This is a genomic window from Paraburkholderia sp. FW306-2-2C-D06C, assembly GCF_058781505.1.
This window is the reverse complement of record NZ_JBYSWU010000063.1, coordinates 21559-41168: the sequence shown is the minus strand read 5'-3', so window position 1 is coordinate 41168 and position 19610 is coordinate 21559. Positions and strand designations below refer to the sequence as shown.

The window sequence follows — 19610 nt, the reverse complement described above, 5'->3', positions numbered from 1 at the left end:
CTCCTAAGCCTGAAACACGTAAGTGCCGGGCGCGTCCGCCAGCGGATGACCGTTCGCGCCGGCCGGCATTGACGGCGGCGCCACGCGCTGCGGACTCGAATGTGCTTTGAGCCACTCGCTCCACGCGGGCCACCATGAGCCGTCCTGTGCCGTGACGGCGGCCATCCATTCATCGGGCCCGATACGCAGGTCGTTGGCCGCGCTGAGTTTCATCCTGAAGTGCCGGTGCGGATGACCGGGCTCACTGACAATGCCCGCGTTGTGACCGCCGCTCGTCAGCACGAATGTGATATCGGTATCGGAGAGGTTGTGGATCTTGTAGACGGATTGCCACGGCGCGATGTGATCGCCCTCAGTCGCCACCGCGAACATCGGCGCGCGGATGTTGCGAATCGAGACAGGCCGCGCGTCGACCACGTATCGGCCAGAAGCCAGCTCGTTATCGAGAAAGAGGCGCCGCAGATATTCCGAATGCATCCGGTACGGCATGCGGGTCGCGTCGGCATTCCAGGCCATCAGGTCGTTCGCCGGTGCGCGCTCGCCGAGCAGATAGTCGTGTATCACGCGCGACCAGATCAGATCGTTCGACTGGAGCAATTGAAACGCGCCGGACATCTGACTGGCGGCAAGATAGCCTTGCGACCACATCATGCTTTCGAGGAAATAGACTTCGCTGTCGTCGATGAAAAGTTGCAGCTCGCCGGGCTCGGTGAAGTCCGTCTGCGCGGCAAACAGCGTGACGGAGGCGAGCCGTTCATCGCCGGCCTCGGCCATCGCCGCGGCGGCGATCGACAGCAGCGTGCCGCCGAGGCAATAGCCGGTTGCATGAATGCGCCGGTCCGGCACGATCCGCGAGACGGCGCCGAGTGCTGCCATCACGCCTGATTGCCGGTAATCGTCGAGACCGAGATTGCGGTCTTCGGTATCTACGTTGCGCCACGAAACGCAGAACACCGTGTGGCCTTGCTCGACCAGGTAGCGAATCAGCGAGTGATGCGGCGACAGATCCATGATGTAGTACTTCATGATCCACGCCGTCACGATCAGGACAGGTTCGGCGAGAACCGCGTCGCTTGCGGGGCTGTACTGGATGAGCTCGATCAGGTGGTTGCGGAACACGACCTTGCCTGGCGTGGCCGCGAGGGTCACGCCGACCTTGAACTGCTCCATCCCGGCTGCGGGCTTGCCGGAGGCGGCGCGGCTCGCGTCTTCGAACGCATTGCGGGCGCCTTGGGCGAGGCTCAGGCCAAGGGTTGCCGCTGCTCGTTGGAGGACTTCGGGGTTAGTGACAGGACAATTTGCCGGCGCCAGCACATCGAGCAACTGGCGCGCAACGAACGCCGCGACGTCCTCGTGATGACGCGTGGTGCCCGGCACGTCGCGGGTGGCCGTATTCCACCACTGCTCGGCGAGCAGGAAACTCTGCTGCCACAGGCGGTATGGTTCGATCTGCCACGCGTCGGCGCGAAACCGGTGGTCGGCGGGCGACGGCTCTGTCAAAAGAGCCGCTTGCTGTCCGAGTGCAAGTTGCACGAGATAGTCGGATAGCCGTCTCGCATTCGACGCGCACAGCGACGCCAGTTCGAGCTGCTTGCCCGGCGCCACCGCGAGATGGATGAGCCAGTCGGACAGCGCCGCGCCCAGCGCCGCAGGCGAGAGACCGAAGGTCATGCGGGCGATTAGCGCCTCCTTGGCGTGGTCCAGGTCGCGAAACGTTTTGCTATCAAGGCAGGCCGCAGCGCTGCCCGCTGCGGCGGGGAATTCGGCGCTCACTGCTCGGGTGCGGGTGTCCATTGAGATTCCTTTGCGTTCGACTGCGCTTTGTTCGACGGCATCGCTGGTTCAATGCGAAGCCGCTGGGAGACGACGGTCACGCCGGGAACGGTGTTCCGGACGCGGGACATGTCTGGAAACAAATGCACTGCGCTGACACAGCAATCGGCGCGCTCATGTTGTGCGACGCACCAATTGCGGATGTTTGGACTTTAGTCGCCCGCAGGCCCTGGCTTTTGATCTCGGTCAATGGAAGTGGGAGCGGGGAAGACTGGGTAACCGATCGCTGAATGCTGCCTACGCGCGCGTGACGCGCGTGCCCGCCGTACCGCTTGTCATCTCCTCGATGCGGTCGAGCGAGCCGATGACTGCCGGCCGGTGCGCGAGACGAACTCGCACGCTGCCTCGACCTTCGGCCCCATTGAGCCGGCCGGAAACGACATCGACCGGTGATGACGGGCAAGTCCGCCGCTTGACATGGATCATAAGAACGCTCTGATGCGCACCTATGCTCGTGGCATGCGCTGCGAATTGGATGTGCTGATGTGTCGAAGGATCGAGCGGACATGAACAACAGGCTGTTTCTCGTGCTTGCCGTCGCGGGGCTTGCGGCATGCACCACCCAGGCACGCGATGCTGCGCTTCGCGATACCGAGGTCCAGCTCGAGGAGGCGCGTGCCCACGCATGGGTAGATTGTTCCGTGCGCGCGGACTGCGATCGTCTATGGAGCTTGACGAAGACGTACGTCGCGCAACACTCGATAACGCCGATCCGCCGCGCAGACGAAACGTCAATCGAAACGGCCGAGCCGCATACTTACGGCACCGTCTATGTATGGGCGACAAGGACAACCGACGATCACGGCGCCTCGACGATCAGACTGAAAGCGATGTGCCGGGGCATGTATCGCGCCGACGGCAATCCGGGCTGGCTATACAGGACTTGCGCCGAACAGATTCGCGCGGTCGAGATGAACTTCCGGCCATTCGTCGGCGCTTCATCGTGACGGACGACCGAGCTGTCGATCTCCCGCTCACGCCTGATTCAGCGTCATTTCCCACAGGTTTGACGAAGATCAGTTTTTCGACTGGCCGCGGCGGTATCTTGCGACTGTTCTACAGCGGCCGCATGGAGGCCCAACAATGTCGGCGCATCTGGCAACACCACCCTCGACAATTCCGTCGGCCGCTAGCGACGGGTATGTGGTCGCCGTGCGTGGCGCAGTTGTCGACGTCACGTTTGCCGACGACACACTTCCCGCCGTCAACGACGCGCTCCTCATCCTGTCTGACGACCTCGCACCGGTTCTCGCCGAGGTGCAAGCCCATCTGAGCGAAACAACGGTGCGGGCGCTAGCGCTGCAATCGACGGCGGGATTGCGGCGCGGCGCCCGCGTGAGCGTCGGCGGCGGCCCCATCGAAGCGCCTGTCGGCGAAACTGTTCTGGGCAGGCTGCTCGATGTGACTGGAGCGGCACGCGACGGCGGCGAAGCCTTATCCGCGCAGATCGAGCGTCGCCCGATTCATCGCGCAGCGCCGCCGCTCGCATCGCAGAAAGGCACCACCACGCTTTTCGCCACGGGCATCAAGGTGATCGATCTGCTCGCGCCGCTTGCCCAGGGCGGCAAGGCGGCAATGTTCGGCGGGGCAGGGGTCGGCAAGACTGTGCTGGTCATGGAATTGATCCATGCAATGGTGGAGCGTTATCAAGGGATCTCCGTATTCGCGGGGGTCGGCGAACGCTCACGTGAAGGTCACGAAATGCTGCTCGACATGCGCACGTCCGGCGTGCTGGCGCGCACCGCACTGGTTTATGGACAGATGAACGAGCCGCCCGGAGCCCGCTGGCGCGTGCCCTTTACGGCTCTGACGATCGCTGAGTATTTCCGCGACGAACACCGGCAAAACGTACTGCTGCTGATGGATAACGTGTTCCGTTTCGTGCAGGCGGGTGCGGAGGTGTCCGGCTTGCTGGGGCGTATGCCGTCCAGAGTCGGCTATCAGCCCACGCTCGCGAGCGAAGTCGCAAGCCTGCAGGAGCGCATCGTATCGGTCGGCGATGTTTCGGTCACAGCGATCGAAGCGGTGTACGTGCCGGCCGACGATTTCACCGACCCCGCGGTGACCGCGATCGCCGCGCACATCGACAGCATGGTCGTGCTGTCGCGGGCGATGGCCGCCGAAGGCATGTATCCAGCGATCGATCCGATCGCCTCGTCGTCGATCCTGCTCGATCCGCTCGTGGTCGGCGAGGAGCACGCGGCGGTCGCCACCGAGGTGCGCCGGATCATCGAGCATTACCGTGAGCTGCAGGACGTCATCTCATTGCTCGGTATCGAGGAACTGGGTGCCGAGGATCGCGCCCTCGTGGGGCGTGCCAGGCGCTTGCAGCGCTTCCTGACCCAGCCGTTCGCCGTGACCGAAGCCTTTACGGGCGAAGCGGGCCGTTCGGTGGCGCTCGCCGATACGATCGCCGGCTGCAAGGCGATTCTGGCCGGCGAGTGCGATGCGTGGCAGGAAAGCTCGCTTTACATGATCGGCACCCTTGACGAAGGCCGCCTTAAAGAGCAAACCGCCGCGCAAGACGGCGTGGCCCGCGTCACGGAGAACGCGAAATGAGCGGCGCACACCTGGCGCTGACGTTGGCGACGCCGTCGCATGTGTGGTTCGACGCTGTCGAGATCGTCTCCCTGCGCGCGGAAGATGAAAGCGGCTCGTTCGGCATCCGGGCTGGCCACGCCGATTTCGTTACGCTGCTGACGCCCTCGGTGGTCCGCTGGACGTGTGCGGATGGCTCGATCCACTTCTGTGCGATAGATCGCGGCGTGCTGCTGGTATCGCACGGAACGATGGTATCCATTGCTTGCCGCGAAGCCGTCCCCGGCGACTCCCTGGAAGGCCTCGAAGCCGGCGTTCGCAGCCGCCACGTCAGTGAGGCCGACGCGGCGCGGCGCGCCCGCGTCGATCAGTTGCGGCTGCATGCTCGCGCGGTGCGCCAGATGCTGCGCTATCTGCGGCCACGCGTAGGCGCCGACGGCGCGGGCGCTGAGCGCATGGGAGGCACCCTGCGATGAACGGGCGCCACAAAGACGAGCGCAAGCTGCGGGACGAGCGGATCGCCGACGCTGCCCGGCAGGCCGCCGAGCGCGATTCGCGCGGGCGCGAGGAGCCGGAGCCGTCGCTCGGCAGCCGGCTTGGCCAGATCGGCATCCTCGGCTGGGCCATCGTCCTGCCGACGTTAATGGGCCTCGCGCTGGGACATTGGCTGGACCGGACCTTCGGCACGCGCGTGTTCTTCTCGGCGCCGCTGCTGATGATCGGCGCGGCGGTGGGCTTCTGGTCGGCATGGAAATGGATGCACCGCCAGCAACGGAACCATCATGAATAATCCACTACCATCGATAGCGACCCAATTCGCGCTGGGACTTGCAGTCGGAACCCTGGCCGGCGCATGGCACTTCATGTCGCTGCGCTGGAACTGGCCGTTGTTCGCAGCGGGCAAAGCGATGGCGGCATTAGCGCTGCAGCTTGCCAGGTTCGCGCTTACCGGCGCACTGCTGCTGATGCTCGCGCGTTACGGCGCTCTGGCGCTGCTCGCGGGCATGATGGGGTTTCTGCTTGCGCGTGCTGTCGCGGTGCGCCGCCACGGAGGTGCCCGATGACCACCTCACCGCTGGCGACCGCGCCGCTGCTGCATATCGGTCCGCTATCCATTACGGAGCCGGTACTCGTCACCTGGGCGATCATGATTCTGGTGACCGCGGGGGCGGCCTTGCTGAGCCGAAGGTTGTCGATCGCGCCGAGCCGGCTGCAAACCGCTCTTGAACTGCTGGTCGTCACGATCGACCAGCAGATTCGCGACACCATGCAAACCGGGCCCGCCACTTACCGCGCGTTGATCGGCACGCTCTTCATCTTCGTGCTGATCGCCAACTGGTCCGCACTCGTACCCGGCGTGACGCCGCCGACCGCGCATATCGAGACCGATGCCGCGCTGGCGCTGATCGTGCTGGGCGCCACGGTTTTCTACGGCATCCGCACGCGCGGCACGGCCGGCTACCTTGCGGCGTTCGCCGAGCCGAGCTGGATCATGATTCCGCTGAACGTCGTCGAGCAGATCACGCGGACGTTTTCACTCGTCGTGCGCCTGTTCGGCAATGTGATGAGCGGCGTGTTCGTGATCGGCATCATCCTGTCGCTCGCAGGTCTGCTCGTCCCCATTCCGCTGATGGCGCTGGACCTGCTCACCGGCGCCGTGCAAGCCTATATTTTTTCCGTGCTGGCGATGGTTTTCATCGGTGCGGCGATCAGCGATACCCATCACCCGGTCAGCATAAAAAAGGGCGAAATCTCATGAATAACCTTATCGAAGTTGTCAGCATCGCCGCCGCGGCGCTTGCTGTGTCGTTCGGCGCGATCGGGCCGGCCCTTGCCGAAGGCCGCGCAGTCGCCGCCGCGATGGATGCGATCGCGAGGCAGCCGGACTCGTCAGGAACCGTGTCGCGCACGCTCTTCGTCGGGCTTGCAATGATCGAAACGATGGCGATCTATTGCCTGGTGGTCGCCTTGTTGCTCCTCTTCGCCAACCCGTTCGTCAAATAGGCGGCGGCCATGCGAATCGACTGGTCCACGCTCGCGCTGCAGACGATCAATGCGCTGGTGCTCATATGGCTGCTGGCGCGCTTCCTGTTCCGTCCGGTCGCGGACATCATCGCCAAGCGTCAGAAGGCGGCGCGGGCGCTGATCGCGGACGCCGACGCAGCGAAACTCGCAGCGGTCCTCGAGCGCGATGCGGCGGTGCGCGAGACGCAGCGCCTTGTCGCGGCTCGCGCTGACGCCATGAAAACGATCGCTGTGGAAGCTGAGGGCGAGAAGGCCGCACTGCTGGCCGCGGCGCATGCGGACGCGGACCGGCTGCGTGCGACAGCCGCCGCCGAAGCCGAGGCCGCGCGCCTTGAACAGGAAAAACTTCTCGCAGCCCGGGCGACGCAGCTCGCCGTCGATATCGCGGCAAAGCTGCTTGACCGGCTGCCTGAAAGTGCGCGGGTGAGCGGTTTTGTCGACGGTCTCGTCGACGGGATCGCGCAACTGCCCGCCGAGGTTCGCACAGAATTCGGCGCAACTGGCGTGGCGCTTTCGCTCGCCGCGCCACGCGCTCTGAGCCTGCAGGAGCAGGAGCGTTGCCGCGCCGCGCTCGCGGCCTGTCTGGGCGTGCCGGTTTCCCTTCAGATAGAAGTCGATCCTTCGCTGATCGCCGGATTGGAATTGACGGCAGCTCACGCGATAGTGCGCAACAGTTTCAAGGCAGATCTTGCGCAGATCAAAGCGGCGCTACTGAGTGGCGATCATGGGCTCCGCTGACATGACCGGCGATTCCCGGGATCCCTGGCTCACGGACCAGCGCGACGCACTCGCTCGAACCGTCATGAAGCCGCACGCGCAGACGCTCGGCCGCGTTGAACGTTTTGGCGACGGCATCGCATTTGTCTCAGGACTCCCGGATGCGGCCCTCAACGAACTGCTCCGCTTCGAAAGCGGCGCGACCGGCTTCGCGCACACGCTGGATGCGGATGTCATCAGTGTCGTGTTGCTCGACGACGGCACCGCCGTCGAAGCGGGCTCTTGCGTGACCCGTACCGGCGCCGTGCTGGAAGTGCCGGTCGGAGAAGGGCTGCTGGGGCGGGTGATCGACCCGCTCGGACGGCCGCTCGACCGCGACGACCCCATCGTCGCCGAATTGCGCATGCCGGTCGAACGGCCGGCGCCGGCGATCATCGAACGGGATCTGGTCAGCGAGCCGGTCGAAACGGGGGTGCTTCTCGTCGATGCACTGTTCGCGATCGGCCGCGGGCAGCGCGAGCTCATCATCGGCGACCGTGCCACGGGCAAGACCGCTTTGGCCGTCGACACGATCGTCAACCAGAAGCATTCGGACATGATCTGCGTCTATGTCGCGATTGGCCAGCGCACGACGGCTGTGCAGCGTGTGATCGAATCGGTGCGCCAGTACGGTGCGCCCGAGCGCTGCATCTTCGTGGTCGCGCCCGCGGCTTCAGCGCCGGGGCTGCAATGGATCGCGCCGTTCGCGGGCTTCACGATCGCCGAGTATTTTCGCGATCGTCGACAGCACGTGCTGGTCGTGGTCGACGACCTGACAAAACACGCCGCGACGCATCGCGAGCTGGCGCTGCTGACGCGCGAGCCGCCGGGGCGCGAGGCCTATCCCGGCGACATCTTCTATGTCCACGCCCGCCTGCTCGAGCGCGCGGCGAAGCTGTCGGCAGCACTGGGCGGCGGCTCGCTGACCGCATTGCCGATCGCGGAAACCGATATGGGCAACCTGTCCGCCTATATCCCGACCAACCTCATTTCGATTACGGATGGTCAGATCGTGCTCGATGCGGCGCTGTTCGCGGCGAACCAGCGCCCGGCGGTCGATGTGGGCTTAAGCGTGAGCCGTGTCGGCGGCAAGGCGCAGCATCCGGCTTTGCGAGGTGTGTCGGGACGCTTGCGCCTCGATTACGCGCAGTTCCTGGAACTGGAGATGTTCAGCCGGTTCGGGGGCCTGACGGATGCGCATGTCGCCGGCAAGATCGCCCGTGGGGAACGCATCCGCGCGCTGATCGCGCAGCCGCGTTTCAGCGCTTTGCGCACGCTCGACGAGATCGCGCTGCTGTCAGCACTGGCGGAGGGCGTGTTCGATTCGGCGCCGACTGGGATCGTCGCGCAGGTGCGCACGCAGCTGGCTGCGCATCTGGAGACCCAGCGCCTGCAAACCCAAATTGCGCAAGGCTTCTCGCGGTCGTCGCCCGCACCGTTGAGCGCCGACGTTCAAGCGGTGCTCGTCGGCGCGGTTCGTGAACTGGTGCAGCAGGTCGCGCCAACGGCCGGCAGCGGCACGGCGAGCAGCGGTACGGCAAGCAGCGGCACGGCAAGCAGCGGCACGGCAAGCAGCGGCACGGCAAGCAGCGGCACGGCAAGCAGCGGCACGGCAAGCAGTGGTATGGCAAGCAGTGGCGCGGCCGGCAGCGGCACGGCGAGCAGCGGGAACGAATCATGAGCGGAAAACTCGCCGAAATCGAATCGCGCAGCGCTACCGCCCGGCAACTGGACGCTGTGATCGGGGCGATGCGCGGCATTGCGGCCGCCCGTTCGCGCGAAGCGCAACGGCGGCTGCCCGGTATCCGTTCCTCGGCCTCGACCGTTGGCGCGGCGATCGGCGCCGCGCTGGCCCACGCTTCGGGTGAACCTGCGCGCGTGCTGGAACGCGGCGCGCGGATCGTCATCGCGCTTTGCGCGGAGCAGGGTTTCGTCGGCTCGTTCAACGAGCAGATCCTTGACCGCGCGCGGCCTCGTCTGGCGTCGGCGCAGTGCGAACTCCTGCTCGTGGGTACGCGCGGCGAAATGGTGGCAAACGAACGCCGGCTGCCGTTTGCATGGCGTTCCCCCGCGCCGTCCCATGCCGACGACGTGCCGGCGCTCGCCAGCCGGATCACCGATGCGCTTTATACCCGTCTTGGCGATCGAAGCGTGACCCATGTCTCGGTCGTTCACGCCATCCCGGGCATCGCCGCGCATAGCGAGATCGTCGAACACAGCCTGATTCCGTTCGATTTTTCTCGGTTTTCCGTTGTGCGGGGCGCCCAACCGCCGTTACTCACGTTACCCGTCGACCATCTGCTTGCCGGATTGGTCGAAGCCTATGTGTATGTCGAGTTGTGCGAGGCGTTGATGCTGTCGTTCGCCGCCGAGAACGAAGCGCGAATGCGCGCGATGCTGGCCGCGCGCGCCAATGTGAAGGAAACGCTTGCCGAACTCACGCAAACCTACCGGCAGGTCCGTCAGGAAGAGATCACAGCCGATATCGTGGAACTCGCGGCGGGGGCCTCGGCCGGCGTCTGAACGGTGCAACCGTGCCGCGCGGTTCCATCACGACGCGGCACAGTCAGAGCCACAGTGAGCGCTAGCGATCCCCGAACGTCGAAAACGCCTTGTACACGATCCGCGGATCATGCTGGCCTTTGTAGACCTCGGGTGCTGCAAGATCGAGTCCAAGCAGTGCGTACACCGCACTCTGCGCCGAGCGTACCGAGTATTCGACGGTGAAGACGACATCGTTGGGCAACTCGCAGAACTGTCCCGTGAATGCCAGATTTTGCCAGCCGTCCGGCACCACGTCCGGCCGGTCGCCTTTGCTGCGCCGCAGGAACTGGCTCGTGATGAACGGCATCATGCACGGAATGCAGTTGGCGCGCTCGAGAATGCGGGATGCTTCTGATTCGATCCGCAGATGGCCGAGGATTTCGGTCAGAATTTCGCGGCCGGTGCAGGCCGACATCGGCTTCCTGACGAAATCGCCGGGCTGGTCGACCCGCAAGCCGTAGCCCCACAACACCTGCACGTCCGCGGGTTGGCCGATGAAATGCGGCTGATGCGGCACCACGATGGAGGCAAGCCAGCTCGACTCCGCAAAGGTAATCAGCCCGCCTTCACCTGGCGTATTTCCCGTCATGTCGCGGATCAGCCGGAACAGCGTCGGGTCGCGCAACGTCACCGTGAACGACAGCCACTTCGACTCGTCGATATGATCCGCGAAAACGGCAGGGTGGCCAAATTCGGACCGGCCCGCGGCGATCGTCTTCCAAAGGGCCCAGGCGCCCGTGCTGTCGACGGTATTCAAAGGCGCAGGGTGATCCATGCCGCCCAGGCTGGAACCGGCTGTCATCGATCCGAGCGTGACGATGACCTTGTCTGCCGCTCCAACCGGTATCTCCAGGCGCTGATGGGCGGTTTCGCAGACGATGCCGCGAACCCGGTTCTCCAGGCAGGTTTCGTCGAACAACAGGTCGATCACCCGGGTGTTCGGCTGGAACGCAACGCCGTGGTCGTCCAGCCAGCGGCGCAGCGGCCGGACCATCGAGTCGTATTGGTTATAGACCGTGCGCATGATGCCGTGCAACTGGTTGAATCCGGAGGACATATGCGCGAAGCGCAGCAGATAGCGGCGGAATTCGACCACGCTATGCCAGGGCTGGAACGCGAACGTCGTGCACCACATCACCCAGAAATTGGTCTCGAAGAAAGACGAATCGAAGTGATCGGAAATCCGGCTGTTGCCGAGCATGATTTCGGGCTCGATCGACAGGCGGCCCAGCGTCAGCAGGTGCTGTTCATCCAGTCCGTAAGCGGGTGAATCTTCGCGTTTGCCATTCCTGACGAGCCGCGACCTCGACGAGGTTCTGATGGTTTCGTTCCAGTCGAATATTTCCTGTGTCACGCTTTTGCGGCCGTCCAGCGCCGGTATCGACGAGAACAGGTCATAGGTGCACAGATACTTGCTTTCGAGCATGCGGCCGCCGCGCACGACGTAGCCGCTTTCCGCCGAACCCGAGCCGTCGAGGCTGCCGCCTGGCTTGCCGAGCGCTTCCAGAATGGTGATGTCGCAACCGCGCACGTGCCCGTCGCGGATCAGGAAGGCCGCTGCCGCCAGCGAAGCGATGCCGCCGCCGACGAGGTAGAACCTGGCGTCCTCTGCGCGGTAGCTGTCGACTTCAGCGGTAGGGGCTCGTTCGGGAATCTGATCAGAGTTTTGCACGTCGATATTCCTTTTCATGTTCGTCGCCGTCCGGATGCAGGCGGGGCGCCCGGAGGCGCGCGGCGGATGTTAGTCCAACATACCCGCGGCGCCGGCGGTCCGATTGAGTTGGATCAAGCACCGATCACGAACGCGCGCTTGATTGCCCCGCGCTTGATTGCCCCGATATCGCGCGTATAGAAAATCTAAAAAATGGCAGCCGACGCTTTCATCGGCGGAATACCCCTTGATTTTCCGTGTGTATCAGGCCAGCGCGCAGCTAGCCAATGCGTTGACACAAGTCAATTGCCCCGCGCCGTTCGCGCCGATTATTCAATCATGCCGCCAGTCATACGTCGCTACCGCGACGGCCTGACTGCGCAGGGAGGCACGCCCGACCGCTCACGCACACCCGGCGAATGAATCTGAAGTTCCGCAAAAAAGCGATGGAATCGGCAGCGTCGTCGGACCCTGCCGGCAACGATGTACCGCCGATCTTCCTGGAGTCGCGAAAGAAGCCGGCCTCACCAGAGAAATCGCGGCATGTCTGGGAGAACAGTGATGGGTGTCGGCATGCAAATCGTCTATCTCGGCTTTGCCGGGACCTCGCAGATCGAAGGCGAGGCGGCTACGCAACTGATGCGCCTCGAACGGTTCAGCAAGTCTATCGCGGGCTGTCACCTGGCAATCGAAGCTATTCGTGAACGGCCGGGAGGTGCCGGAACAGGCGCGCCTGCCACCGACATCCGCTGTCCGGTTTTCGACGCGCGGCTCGACCTGATCATGCGCAACGGGGAGTTCGTGCCGATCGAGCATTGCCTGAACGCCGATCCGAACATAGCGGTACGGGCCGCATTCGATGTCGCCGAGCGCAAACTCGACCGACGCCCGGGTTGAACGCGATGCCGGACAAGCTTGCCTCCGCTGCGGCGCCGTGGCCGTTTTTCCAACGCTCCTTGAGGAGGGCGTCATGTACGCAAATATTCTGGTGGCAGTGGACGGCAGTGAAGCGTCGAAGCGCGCGGTGGACGAGGGCATCCGGATGGCCAAACTGTCGGGCGGCAAGCTGACGGCGGTCTATGTGCTGGACCAGTCTGGGGCGTTCACGTATGCGGGTGCCTGCGATCCGCATCTGCTGACCGACACGGAGCGCCAGGTCGGGCGCGGCTTCCTCGACGAGGCTTGCGCGAAGATGCAGGCGCTCGGCGTGGCGGGTGATTCGGAGATCGTCGAAACGCAAGGCATCGCCGAGGACATCGCCGGTTGCCTCGCTCGCTGCGCCGAGCGGCGCGGCGCGGAGCTTGTCGTGATGGGCACGCACGGGCGGCGCGGCATGCGGCGCATGGTGATCGGCAGTGTCGCGGAGCATTTCGTGCGGCACGCCCCATGTCCCGTGTTGTTGATTCGGGAAACGCCTGCCGAGGCTTGAGTGTTCTTCAGCGGCGCGGCCGATCACATTTTGCCGCGGCGCGCTGCACGCTTGATACACATCAATCGGCCTCTGACGGCGGCGCCTACATTGAACGGACTGCTGCCGCGAACTCGACCGCGAGATGAGCGCGGTACGAGTGCGGTACCTAGGCAAATCATCTGGCCACGACCGGAGGAGCACCATGGCATCTGAATTCACCACGCCGCTTGATGCGTATCGAGCGAACCTGGAGTTCGCACTCAACGGTTCAGCGCAAGGAGAACACCATGTCGGCTAAGCGAGTTGCTTTCATCACCGGCGGCATGGGCGGGCTCGGCGCCGCCATCAGCCGGCGTCTGCACGACGCCGGCATGGTCGTCGCCATGTCGCATTCCGAGCGCAACGACCATGTCGCCACCTGGCTCATGCACGAACGCGATGCCGGCCGCCGTTTTCATGCGTACGAGGCGGACGTGACCAGCTTCGAATCGTGCGCGCATTGCGCAGAACGCGTGCTTAAGGAGTTTGGCTCAGTCGACGTGCTCGTCAACAATGCGGGCATCACGCGCGATTCGACCTTGGCCAGGATGAACAAAGACGATTGGGATGCGGTGCTGCGCACCGATCTCGATTCACTGTTCAATATGACCAAACCGTTGCTGAAAGGGATGGTCGAGCAACGGTTCGGGCGCATCGTCAACATCGGCTCGGTGAACGGCGCTCGCGGCGCGTTCGGTCAGACCAACTATGCGGCGGCCAAGGCCGGCATTCACGGCTTCACGATGTCGCTGGCGCTGGAGGTCGCGAAACATGGCGTGACGGTCAACACGGTGTCGCCCGGTTATCTGGCGACAGCGCTGACCGCCGCGATTCCCAAGGACGTGATGGACGCCAGAATCCTGCCGCAAATACCGGTCGGCCGGCTCGGTCAACCTGACGAGGTCGCGGCGCTCGTCGCGTTTCTCTGTTCGGACGACGCGGGTTTCGTCACTGGCGCGGACTTCGCCATCAACGGCGGCATGCATATGCGATGACGGCCGTGCGGCCGAGACGCATGCGCTAAAGGTCATCATCGAGGTCGCGTAGACAGCGCCGCTTGCGCGGAGAGATTCGACGGGCTGTTCAGGAGAGCGGCGAGGCCGGGCGAGCAATGCGGCCGAGCCACTCAATGCAGTCCAATGTCCATGACGTTCATGGATGAATCAAGGAGGTACACGATGAGCAACTTGACCCGTTTTGACCCGTTTCAGCTTGAACCCATGTCGGAACTCTTTCAGGGCTTGTTCCGCCCGCTGCGTGGCGCGGGCGGCGATGCACCGCTGGCCGACATCAAGGTCGACGTGACGGAAAGCGATACCGCATACGCAGTGAAGGCCGAACTGCCGGGTGTCGAAAAGGACGATATCGACGTGAAAATCGACGGCAACCTCGTATCGATCAGCGCCAAGGTGGAACGCAATCAGGAACTGAAGGAGGGCGAGCGCGTGATTCGGCGCGAGCGGTATTCGGGCGCGGTCAGCCGGTCGTTTTCGCTCGCGAGCGAGATCGACGAAGCCACGGCGGCTGCGGAGTACAAGGACGGCGTCCTCTCGTTGACGCTGCCCAAGAAGGCGGCTTCCGAGCGCAAGCGTCTGCCGATCGCGTGATTGACGCCGCGCCGGGCTGGTAGCTGCACGTCCCGGCGCGGTTGCATCTTTACAGGCCATCAAGGAGCGGACAATGAAATCGGACATGGAACTGAAAGGGCAGGTCGAGGACGAGCTGGCGTGGGATCCGGCGGTCGACATCACGGACATCGGTGTCGAAGTGCGCGACCGTGTGGTGACGCTGTCCGGACACCCAACCAGCTACGCGGAGAAACTCGCGGCTGAAAAGGCCGCGCAGCGGGTGGCCGGCGTGAAGGCGGTCGTCGTGGAAATGGACGTTCGCCTCCTGCACACAGACGTACGGACCGATGAAGATATCGCCAACGCCGTTCGCACGATCCTGCGATGGACCGTCGGTCTGTCCGAGGAGACCGTCAAGGTGCAGGTCGAGAAAGGCTGGGTGACGTTGAGCGGCGAGGTGGATTGGGCTTATCGGAGCCATGTTGCAATGCGCACCGTCGCGCACATGCGGGGCGTCACGGGTGTGTCGAACCTGATCCGGATAGGCGGCGACGCCGCCGCCCAGGATATCGGCGATCAGATTAGCCAGGCATTGCAACGGCACGCCGAGCGTGAAGCGAAACACATCGAGATCAAGGTGCACGAAGGCACCGTCACGTTGACCGGCAAGGTCGACTCCGCCGCCGAGCGATCGGCCGTACGCGGAGCGGCATGGTCGGCGCCGGGCGTGCACACGGTCGTCGACTATCTGACGATAGGCTAACTTGCGGCGCGGGGCCGGGCGCGCTTCTTTGGGGCGGCATCGGCTTTGCGCGGCCGAAAAAATCAGGAGTCACTCATGGCACTTTCGGGGAGCGTCTGCGACAACGACTGGTCGGTGTCGGTGGTGACGCATCAGACGGCTGACGGCTTCTGTTGCTCGATCCAGCTCAACCACAATGCGCCGGAAGGCGTTTTCCATCACGAGTTCACACACAGCGGTATTTTCCCCACCGAACGCGAAGCGGTGCTCGCCGGTTTGCGCGAAGGCATGGTATGGGTGCAGCTCAAGATGGCGAAGACGCTCTCGCTTTAGGCGCGTGAAAGGGCGTGCGGGGCGCGCGGCAACTGGCGCGGGTAGGGGCGTCGAGCGTGGAAGCGGTTCGCCCGATGGCCTCATCTCGCTGTACGCAACCGGCTTATATCGGTGTCAGCGCTGATCCACATCAAAAAATACCGGCCGTTATGGACGTAGTGTGAACAAAGACACCAACCGAAACAGCGAAGGAGTCTCGCCATGCGTGCATCAGATGTAATGACCAGTAACGTCGTATCCGCCAAACCTGACATGACCGTGAGCGAGGTTGCCAGGATGCTGGTGGACAAGGGAATCAGCGGCGCGCCGGTAATCGACGCGGCAGAACATGTCGTAGGCATGATCAGCGAAGGCGATCTGCTGCGCCGGGAAGAGCTCGGCACCGATCAACGCCGGCGCTCCTGGTGGCTCGATCTTTTTTCGTCAAGCAATGACGCCAGGGATTACATCAAGACGCATGCACTAAAAGTTCAAGACGTGATGACCACCCCGGTCATCTCTGTAGACGAAGACACGCCGCTGAGCGAAGTAGCCAACATCCTGGAGAGGCGGCGTATCAAACGTGTTCCTGTGACAAGGGCGGGTCATCTTGTGGGCATCGTCAGCCGCGCGAATCTTGTGCAGGCATTGGCCAGCATTCCCGAAGAGCGGGCGCCGGAGGTGGCCCTCTCGGATCGGGAGATTCGTGCGACGCTGATGGGTGAAATGACTGGCCACAATTGGGCATTTGCCGGGCGCAACATCGTCGTGATCGATGGTGTTGTCCACCTATGGGGCATCTTTCATTCGATGGAGGCGGTCCAGGCCGTTCGCGTGGCGGCAGAAAGCATTCCCGGAGTGAAGCGGGTGGAAGACCATACTGAACCTTACCCAGTGTTGCCGGGCATATAAAAGGTCAAGCGCGAAACTCCTGGGCCGGGGAGTCTCGTGATCGAGGCGTTCGATCTTCGGGGGGGCGGGCCGCAATGCTGACCTCGGCGCGCTTATCCCGGAACCTCGGTGAGCCGCACGGCTCAGAGTCGGTCTGCCCTGACGAGTGCGGTCAGCTTTTCCCGTTCGGTAGCAACGTCTTCCTTATCGGCCGACGGCCAGTCGAGAACAACGCCGTCGTCGAGCGATTCCCGTACCAGCGACGAGTAATCCCACTTGCTCAGCTTCCCCGATTGCAGCGCTTGCCCGATATCACGCCGGAGATCCACCGGGAAGCTGGCATAGGCGCCTGATAGTGCCGCGTACTGTCGGGCGTCGATTTCGGCGGACGAGTGAAGTGAGGCCCAGGATACGACGGCGACAATTGCCATGAACGGCACTGCCGTGTAGCGGAGAATGAACTTGATGGGTGTCATTGCACGTTTTCGGGAAGATTCGATAAGGTCGGCACGCGGCACTTTGTCATAGAAATAGCCGGCCCGCCACGCTTCATAAAGCTGACTATACTGAAAGAAGTTGTCTTGATTCCGGTGTGATTGGCTCAAGCGGCGGGCGCTGGTCAGGACATCAAGACGAACAGGTCTGGCCGCAGGGAGAAACGTATGTTCAAGCATCTGCTGGTGCCGACTGACGGGTCGGCCCTCTCCGAAGCCGCGATCCAGATGGCGGTGACGCTCGCGAGAGAAAATGAAGCCAAACTCACGGGGCTCCACGTCATCCCGGAATTCCATGTCCTGGCGTATGGCACCGAAATGATCGCGGACACCGAGGAACGGTTCATTGAGGTTACCCGACAGCATGCGGATGACTACCTCATGGTCGTCACAAAAGCGGCCACCCAGGCTGGCGTCGAGTGCGATACGGAGACCAGGAACCACGCTCACCCTTACGAGGCGATTATCAGCGTTGCAGCGCAACGAAACTGTGATCTCATCGTCATGGCGTCCCACGGCCGAGGCGGTATGCGCGCCTTGTTGCTCGGCAGCGAGACCCTGAAGGTGCTGACGCACTGCCAGATCCCGGTTCTCGTCGTCCGGGAGCCGACGCAGACCGGTGCGGGCCGTGTTGCGGAAGCCAGCACGCCATCGACTGAATCAAAGCCTTCTCCGCCCCAGACGTACATCGTCGCGCGCGCTCATCCCGGGTCGTGATCATCGCGCGGAGAGGTTGCGTGTTTCGCACGAAGCGCGACAAGAATACCCCTCAGGATATCGATGGGGGGCGGCGGACAACCCGGGATCGTGACGTCGACAGGCAGCAGACTCGACAGTGGCCCGCACACGGCGTAACTCTCCTTGAAGATACCGCCCGTGCAGGCGCACTCGCCGACCGCGACCACCAGCTTCGGATGCGGCGTTGCCTCGTAGGCCCGCCATACCGCTTCCTTCATGTTCAGTGTGAGCGGGCCCGTGACCAGCAGCATGTCGGCATGGCGAGGGCTCGCGACGAACCGGATACCCAGACCCTCGACGTTGTAGTACGGATTGTTGAGCGCATGGATTTCCAGCTCGCAGCCATTGCAGGAGCCCGCATCGATCTCGCGAATGCACAGCGCCCGGCCGAGCACGTCGAGTATGTCCTGCTGGATCCGGTGGCTTTCGGTCCGCCATGCGTCATCGCCTTCGGGCACGCGCTGAACCGGCGTGCCGGTTGTCGCGATCTGTTTGAGAAGTTGCCACATTACAGGTCGTGTCCCGCGTAGTTCAGATTGAACGACTTATTGATCAGCGGGAAATCGGGAACGATATTGCCGATGATCGCGTGTTCCAGGGCCGGCCAGTTCTGCCACGACGGGTCATGACAGTGGCAGCGCGCAAGGGTCCCGTCGGCTCCCGTCTCGATGGCGACCAGCACATCGCCCCGCCAGCTCTCGATCCAGCCCACGCCACAGGATGACGGGCTCCCGTGTTCAATCCCGGAGACAATCGCTCCGCCCGGCAGATCCGTAAGCAGGGTGCGGATCAGCCGGATGGACTCATAGATCTCGCCGAAACGGACCGCGACGCGGGCCGCCACGTCGCCGCGCTCGTCGCTGACCATCTGCACCTGAACCTCATGATAGGGTGCGTAAGGATGATCGACACGTACGTCGATTTTCCGCCCGCTGGCACGCCCGGCCAGTCCGCATACATCGAAGTGCTCTGCCACGCTGGCGGAGAGTACCCCTGAGCCCGCGAAGCGATCCTGCAGTCCCGATTGATCGTCGTAGATGCGTTGCATCACGCGGACCTGCGCATCGATCTGATCGCACTGCGTCTCTATTGCAGTGATGAAACGCGGATCGATCTCCGTTGCCACGCCACCAGGAACGATCTGATCCATCAGACAGCGGTGTCCGAAGACCCGGTCGTTCAGGCGCAGCCAGTCTTCCTTCAGGCGAGAAAACGCGGCCAGCCCGTACGTGAAGCCGGCATCGTTGCCGAGCGCACCCAGATCGCCGAGGTGGTTGGCAATGCGCTCACGCTCGAGCAACAGCGCACGTAGCCACTGCGCGCGTGGCGGAATCTGGACCTCGAGTGCCCGTTCGGCCGCCATGCAGTACGCCCACGAGAACGCGACAGTAGAATCCCCGGCGATTCTTCCCGCCAGACGATGCCCGAGCAACAGAGGCGTTTGCTCGAACAGCTTTTCGATGCCCCGGTGCGCGTAACCGAGCCGCTCCTCGAGCCGCAGCACTTTTTCACCGACGACCGAGAAGCGGAAGTGTCCCGGCTCGATCACGCCTGCGTGGATCGGGCCCACCGCGATCTCGTGGACGCCGTCCCCGGCGACCGGCACGAACGGATAGTCCGCCTCCTGCGATTCGAACCGTTCGGCCCTGGAAGACAGCTTCTGCAGCGGATGGTAGTCGGCAGGCCAGTTACCATGGTTCAGCCATGGCCTCGTATCTTCGGCGCCGATCGCGCGCAGTCCCAGCAGATCGTAGACGGCGCGTTGCATACGGGCCGCACAGGCAAAGACGGTCGACAGATCCGGGTATCCGTTCTCATGCGCATCGCCTGCAGGCGACTGAAGCCACAGGATGCCGTCTTCCAGCGCATAAGCCGCCGAGATGACGAATGTGCCTGCCGTTTCGTCGGCCCCCCACAGGGAGATCAGACGGCCACCCGCCTCGCGCACGGTGCCGGCGGTGCGGGTCCACGTATCATGATCGACCCGTGCGAGAAAAGCCGAGGACCTGCCCGCAAACGCGGACAGGCGAATCAGTTTGGGAAGCCCGAGTGCCTCGATGCGCATGTG

Annotated in this window: 23 protein-coding genes and 1 pseudogene; 18 read left to right on the top strand and 6 right to left on the bottom strand. The window is 63.6% G+C overall.

Annotated elements, in window-relative coordinates; genetic code table 11:
• Positions 1-3: 3 nt before the first annotated feature.
• Both AC3WLT_RS32345 and AC3WLT_RS32340 read right to left on the bottom strand, forming a co-directional pair.
• Complete coding sequence (locus AC3WLT_RS32345) at positions 4-1794, bottom strand: PHA/PHB synthase family protein (RefSeq protein ID WP_492595691.1); 1791 nt, start codon at positions 1792-1794, stop codon at positions 4-6.
• A gap of 276 nt (positions 1795-2070) precedes the next feature.
• Positions 2071-2222: pseudogene (locus tag AC3WLT_RS32340) on the bottom strand (carbamate kinase); the annotation flags it as partial.
• A 117-nt stretch (positions 2223-2339) separates the two neighbouring features.
• On the opposite strand from AC3WLT_RS32340, the gene AC3WLT_RS32335 reads away from it, so the two are divergent.
• From AC3WLT_RS32335 to AC3WLT_RS32290, 10 genes are all read left to right on the top strand, one after another.
• The gene (locus AC3WLT_RS32335) at positions 2340-2780 is read left to right on the top strand and encodes a hypothetical protein (RefSeq protein WP_492595690.1); all 441 of its coding nucleotides are present in this window, start codon (positions 2340-2342) and stop codon (positions 2778-2780) included.
• A gap of 136 nt (positions 2781-2916) precedes the next feature.
• Positions 2917-4392, top strand: coding sequence for a F0F1 ATP synthase subunit beta (gene atpD, locus AC3WLT_RS32330; protein WP_492595689.1), 1476 nt, complete (start codon positions 2917-2919; stop codon positions 4390-4392).
• On the top strand, positions 4389-4847 hold the full coding sequence (locus AC3WLT_RS32325; protein ID WP_492595688.1) for a F0F1 ATP synthase subunit epsilon: 459 nt from the start codon (positions 4389-4391) through the stop codon (positions 4845-4847). The genes atpD and AC3WLT_RS32325 overlap by 4 nt, the downstream gene beginning before the upstream one ends.
• A complete protein-coding gene (locus AC3WLT_RS32320) occupies positions 4844-5161 on the top strand; it encodes an AtpZ/AtpI family protein (RefSeq protein ID WP_492595687.1) in 318 nt (105 codons plus the stop codon). Before AC3WLT_RS32325 ends, AC3WLT_RS32320 begins: the two co-directional genes overlap by 4 nt.
• Positions 5154-5435 carry an N-ATPase subunit AtpR gene (locus AC3WLT_RS32315; protein ID WP_492595686.1) on the top strand — a complete coding sequence of 94 codons (282 nt, stop codon included), beginning with the start codon at positions 5154-5156 and terminating at the stop codon, positions 5433-5435. Before AC3WLT_RS32320 ends, AC3WLT_RS32315 begins: the two co-directional genes overlap by 8 nt.
• Entirely contained in the window at positions 5432-6130 is a 699-nt protein-coding gene (locus AC3WLT_RS32310; RefSeq protein WP_492595685.1) for a F0F1 ATP synthase subunit A, read from the top strand. Before AC3WLT_RS32315 ends, AC3WLT_RS32310 begins: the two co-directional genes overlap by 4 nt.
• Entirely contained in the window at positions 6127-6375 is a 249-nt protein-coding gene (locus AC3WLT_RS32305) for a F0F1 ATP synthase subunit C (RefSeq protein WP_492595684.1), read from the top strand. The genes AC3WLT_RS32310 and AC3WLT_RS32305 overlap by 4 nt, the downstream gene beginning before the upstream one ends.
• Positions 6376-6384: 9 nt before the next feature.
• Positions 6385-7134 carry a F0F1 ATP synthase subunit delta gene (locus AC3WLT_RS32300; RefSeq protein WP_492595683.1) on the top strand — a complete coding sequence of 250 codons (750 nt, stop codon included), beginning with the start codon at positions 6385-6387 and terminating at the stop codon, positions 7132-7134.
• The gene (locus AC3WLT_RS32295) at positions 7121-8833 is read left to right on the top strand and encodes a F0F1 ATP synthase subunit alpha (RefSeq protein ID WP_492595682.1); all 1713 of its coding nucleotides are present in this window, start codon (positions 7121-7123) and stop codon (positions 8831-8833) included. Before AC3WLT_RS32300 ends, AC3WLT_RS32295 begins: the two co-directional genes overlap by 14 nt.
• Positions 8830-9675 (top strand): F0F1 ATP synthase subunit gamma, encoded by an 846-nt coding sequence (locus AC3WLT_RS32290; RefSeq protein ID WP_492595681.1) that lies wholly within the window; start codon positions 8830-8832, stop codon positions 9673-9675. The genes AC3WLT_RS32295 and AC3WLT_RS32290 overlap by 4 nt, the downstream gene beginning before the upstream one ends.
• A gap of 61 nt (positions 9676-9736) precedes the next feature.
• Here the strand turns inward: AC3WLT_RS32290 and AC3WLT_RS32285 are convergent, their stop codons facing one another.
• On the bottom strand, positions 9737-11386 hold the full coding sequence (locus AC3WLT_RS32285; RefSeq protein WP_492595680.1) for an oleate hydratase: 1650 nt from the start codon (positions 11384-11386) through the stop codon (positions 9737-9739).
• Between the two features lie 504 nt (positions 11387-11890).
• On the opposite strand from AC3WLT_RS32285, the gene AC3WLT_RS32280 reads away from it, so the two are divergent.
• From AC3WLT_RS32280 to AC3WLT_RS32250, 7 genes are all read left to right on the top strand, one after another.
• Positions 11891-12244 (top strand): hypothetical protein, encoded by a 354-nt coding sequence (locus AC3WLT_RS32280; protein WP_492595679.1) that lies wholly within the window; start codon positions 11891-11893, stop codon positions 12242-12244.
• 73 nt (positions 12245-12317) lie between these two features.
• Positions 12318-12776, top strand: coding sequence for a universal stress protein (locus AC3WLT_RS32275; RefSeq protein ID WP_492595678.1), 459 nt, complete (start codon positions 12318-12320; stop codon positions 12774-12776).
• 269 nt (positions 12777-13045) lie between these two features.
• On the top strand, positions 13046-13792 hold the full coding sequence (locus tag AC3WLT_RS32270) for a beta-ketoacyl-ACP reductase (protein WP_492595677.1): 747 nt from the start codon (positions 13046-13048) through the stop codon (positions 13790-13792).
• Positions 13793-13975: 183 nt separating this feature from the next.
• Positions 13976-14404: an Hsp20/alpha crystallin family protein gene (locus tag AC3WLT_RS32265; protein WP_492595676.1), complete on the top strand. Its 429-nt coding sequence runs from the start codon at positions 13976-13978 to the stop codon at positions 14402-14404.
• Between the two features lie 73 nt (positions 14405-14477).
• Entirely contained in the window at positions 14478-15128 is a 651-nt protein-coding gene (locus AC3WLT_RS32260) for a BON domain-containing protein (RefSeq protein WP_492595675.1), read from the top strand.
• 75 nt (positions 15129-15203) lie between these two features.
• A complete protein-coding gene (locus AC3WLT_RS32255; protein WP_492595674.1) occupies positions 15204-15440 on the top strand; it encodes a UDP-glucose 4-epimerase in 237 nt (78 codons plus the stop codon).
• A 201-nt stretch (positions 15441-15641) separates the two neighbouring features.
• Entirely contained in the window at positions 15642-16331 is a 690-nt protein-coding gene (locus tag AC3WLT_RS32250) for a CBS domain-containing protein (protein WP_492595673.1), read from the top strand.
• A gap of 122 nt (positions 16332-16453) precedes the next feature.
• On the opposite strand, the gene AC3WLT_RS32245 is transcribed toward AC3WLT_RS32250, so the two are convergent.
• Positions 16454-16786, bottom strand: coding sequence for a hypothetical protein (locus tag AC3WLT_RS32245; RefSeq protein WP_492595700.1), 333 nt, complete (start codon positions 16784-16786; stop codon positions 16454-16456).
• A 186-nt stretch (positions 16787-16972) separates the two neighbouring features.
• Between AC3WLT_RS32245 and AC3WLT_RS32240 the strand changes: the two genes are divergently transcribed.
• A complete protein-coding gene (locus AC3WLT_RS32240) occupies positions 16973-17521 on the top strand; it encodes a universal stress protein (protein WP_492595672.1) in 549 nt (182 codons plus the stop codon).
• Here the strand turns inward: AC3WLT_RS32240 and AC3WLT_RS32235 are convergent.
• Positions 17506-18051 carry an NADH-quinone oxidoreductase subunit B family protein gene (locus AC3WLT_RS32235; RefSeq protein WP_492595671.1) on the bottom strand — a complete coding sequence of 182 codons (546 nt, stop codon included), beginning with the start codon at positions 18049-18051 and terminating at the stop codon, positions 17506-17508. The genes AC3WLT_RS32240 and AC3WLT_RS32235 overlap by 16 nt on opposite strands.
• Positions 18051-19607: a hydrogenase large subunit gene (locus tag AC3WLT_RS32230; RefSeq protein WP_492595670.1), complete on the bottom strand. Its 1557-nt coding sequence runs from the start codon at positions 19605-19607 to the stop codon at positions 18051-18053. The genes AC3WLT_RS32235 and AC3WLT_RS32230 overlap by 1 nt, the downstream gene beginning before the upstream one ends.
• Positions 19608-19610 lie beyond the last annotated feature (3 nt).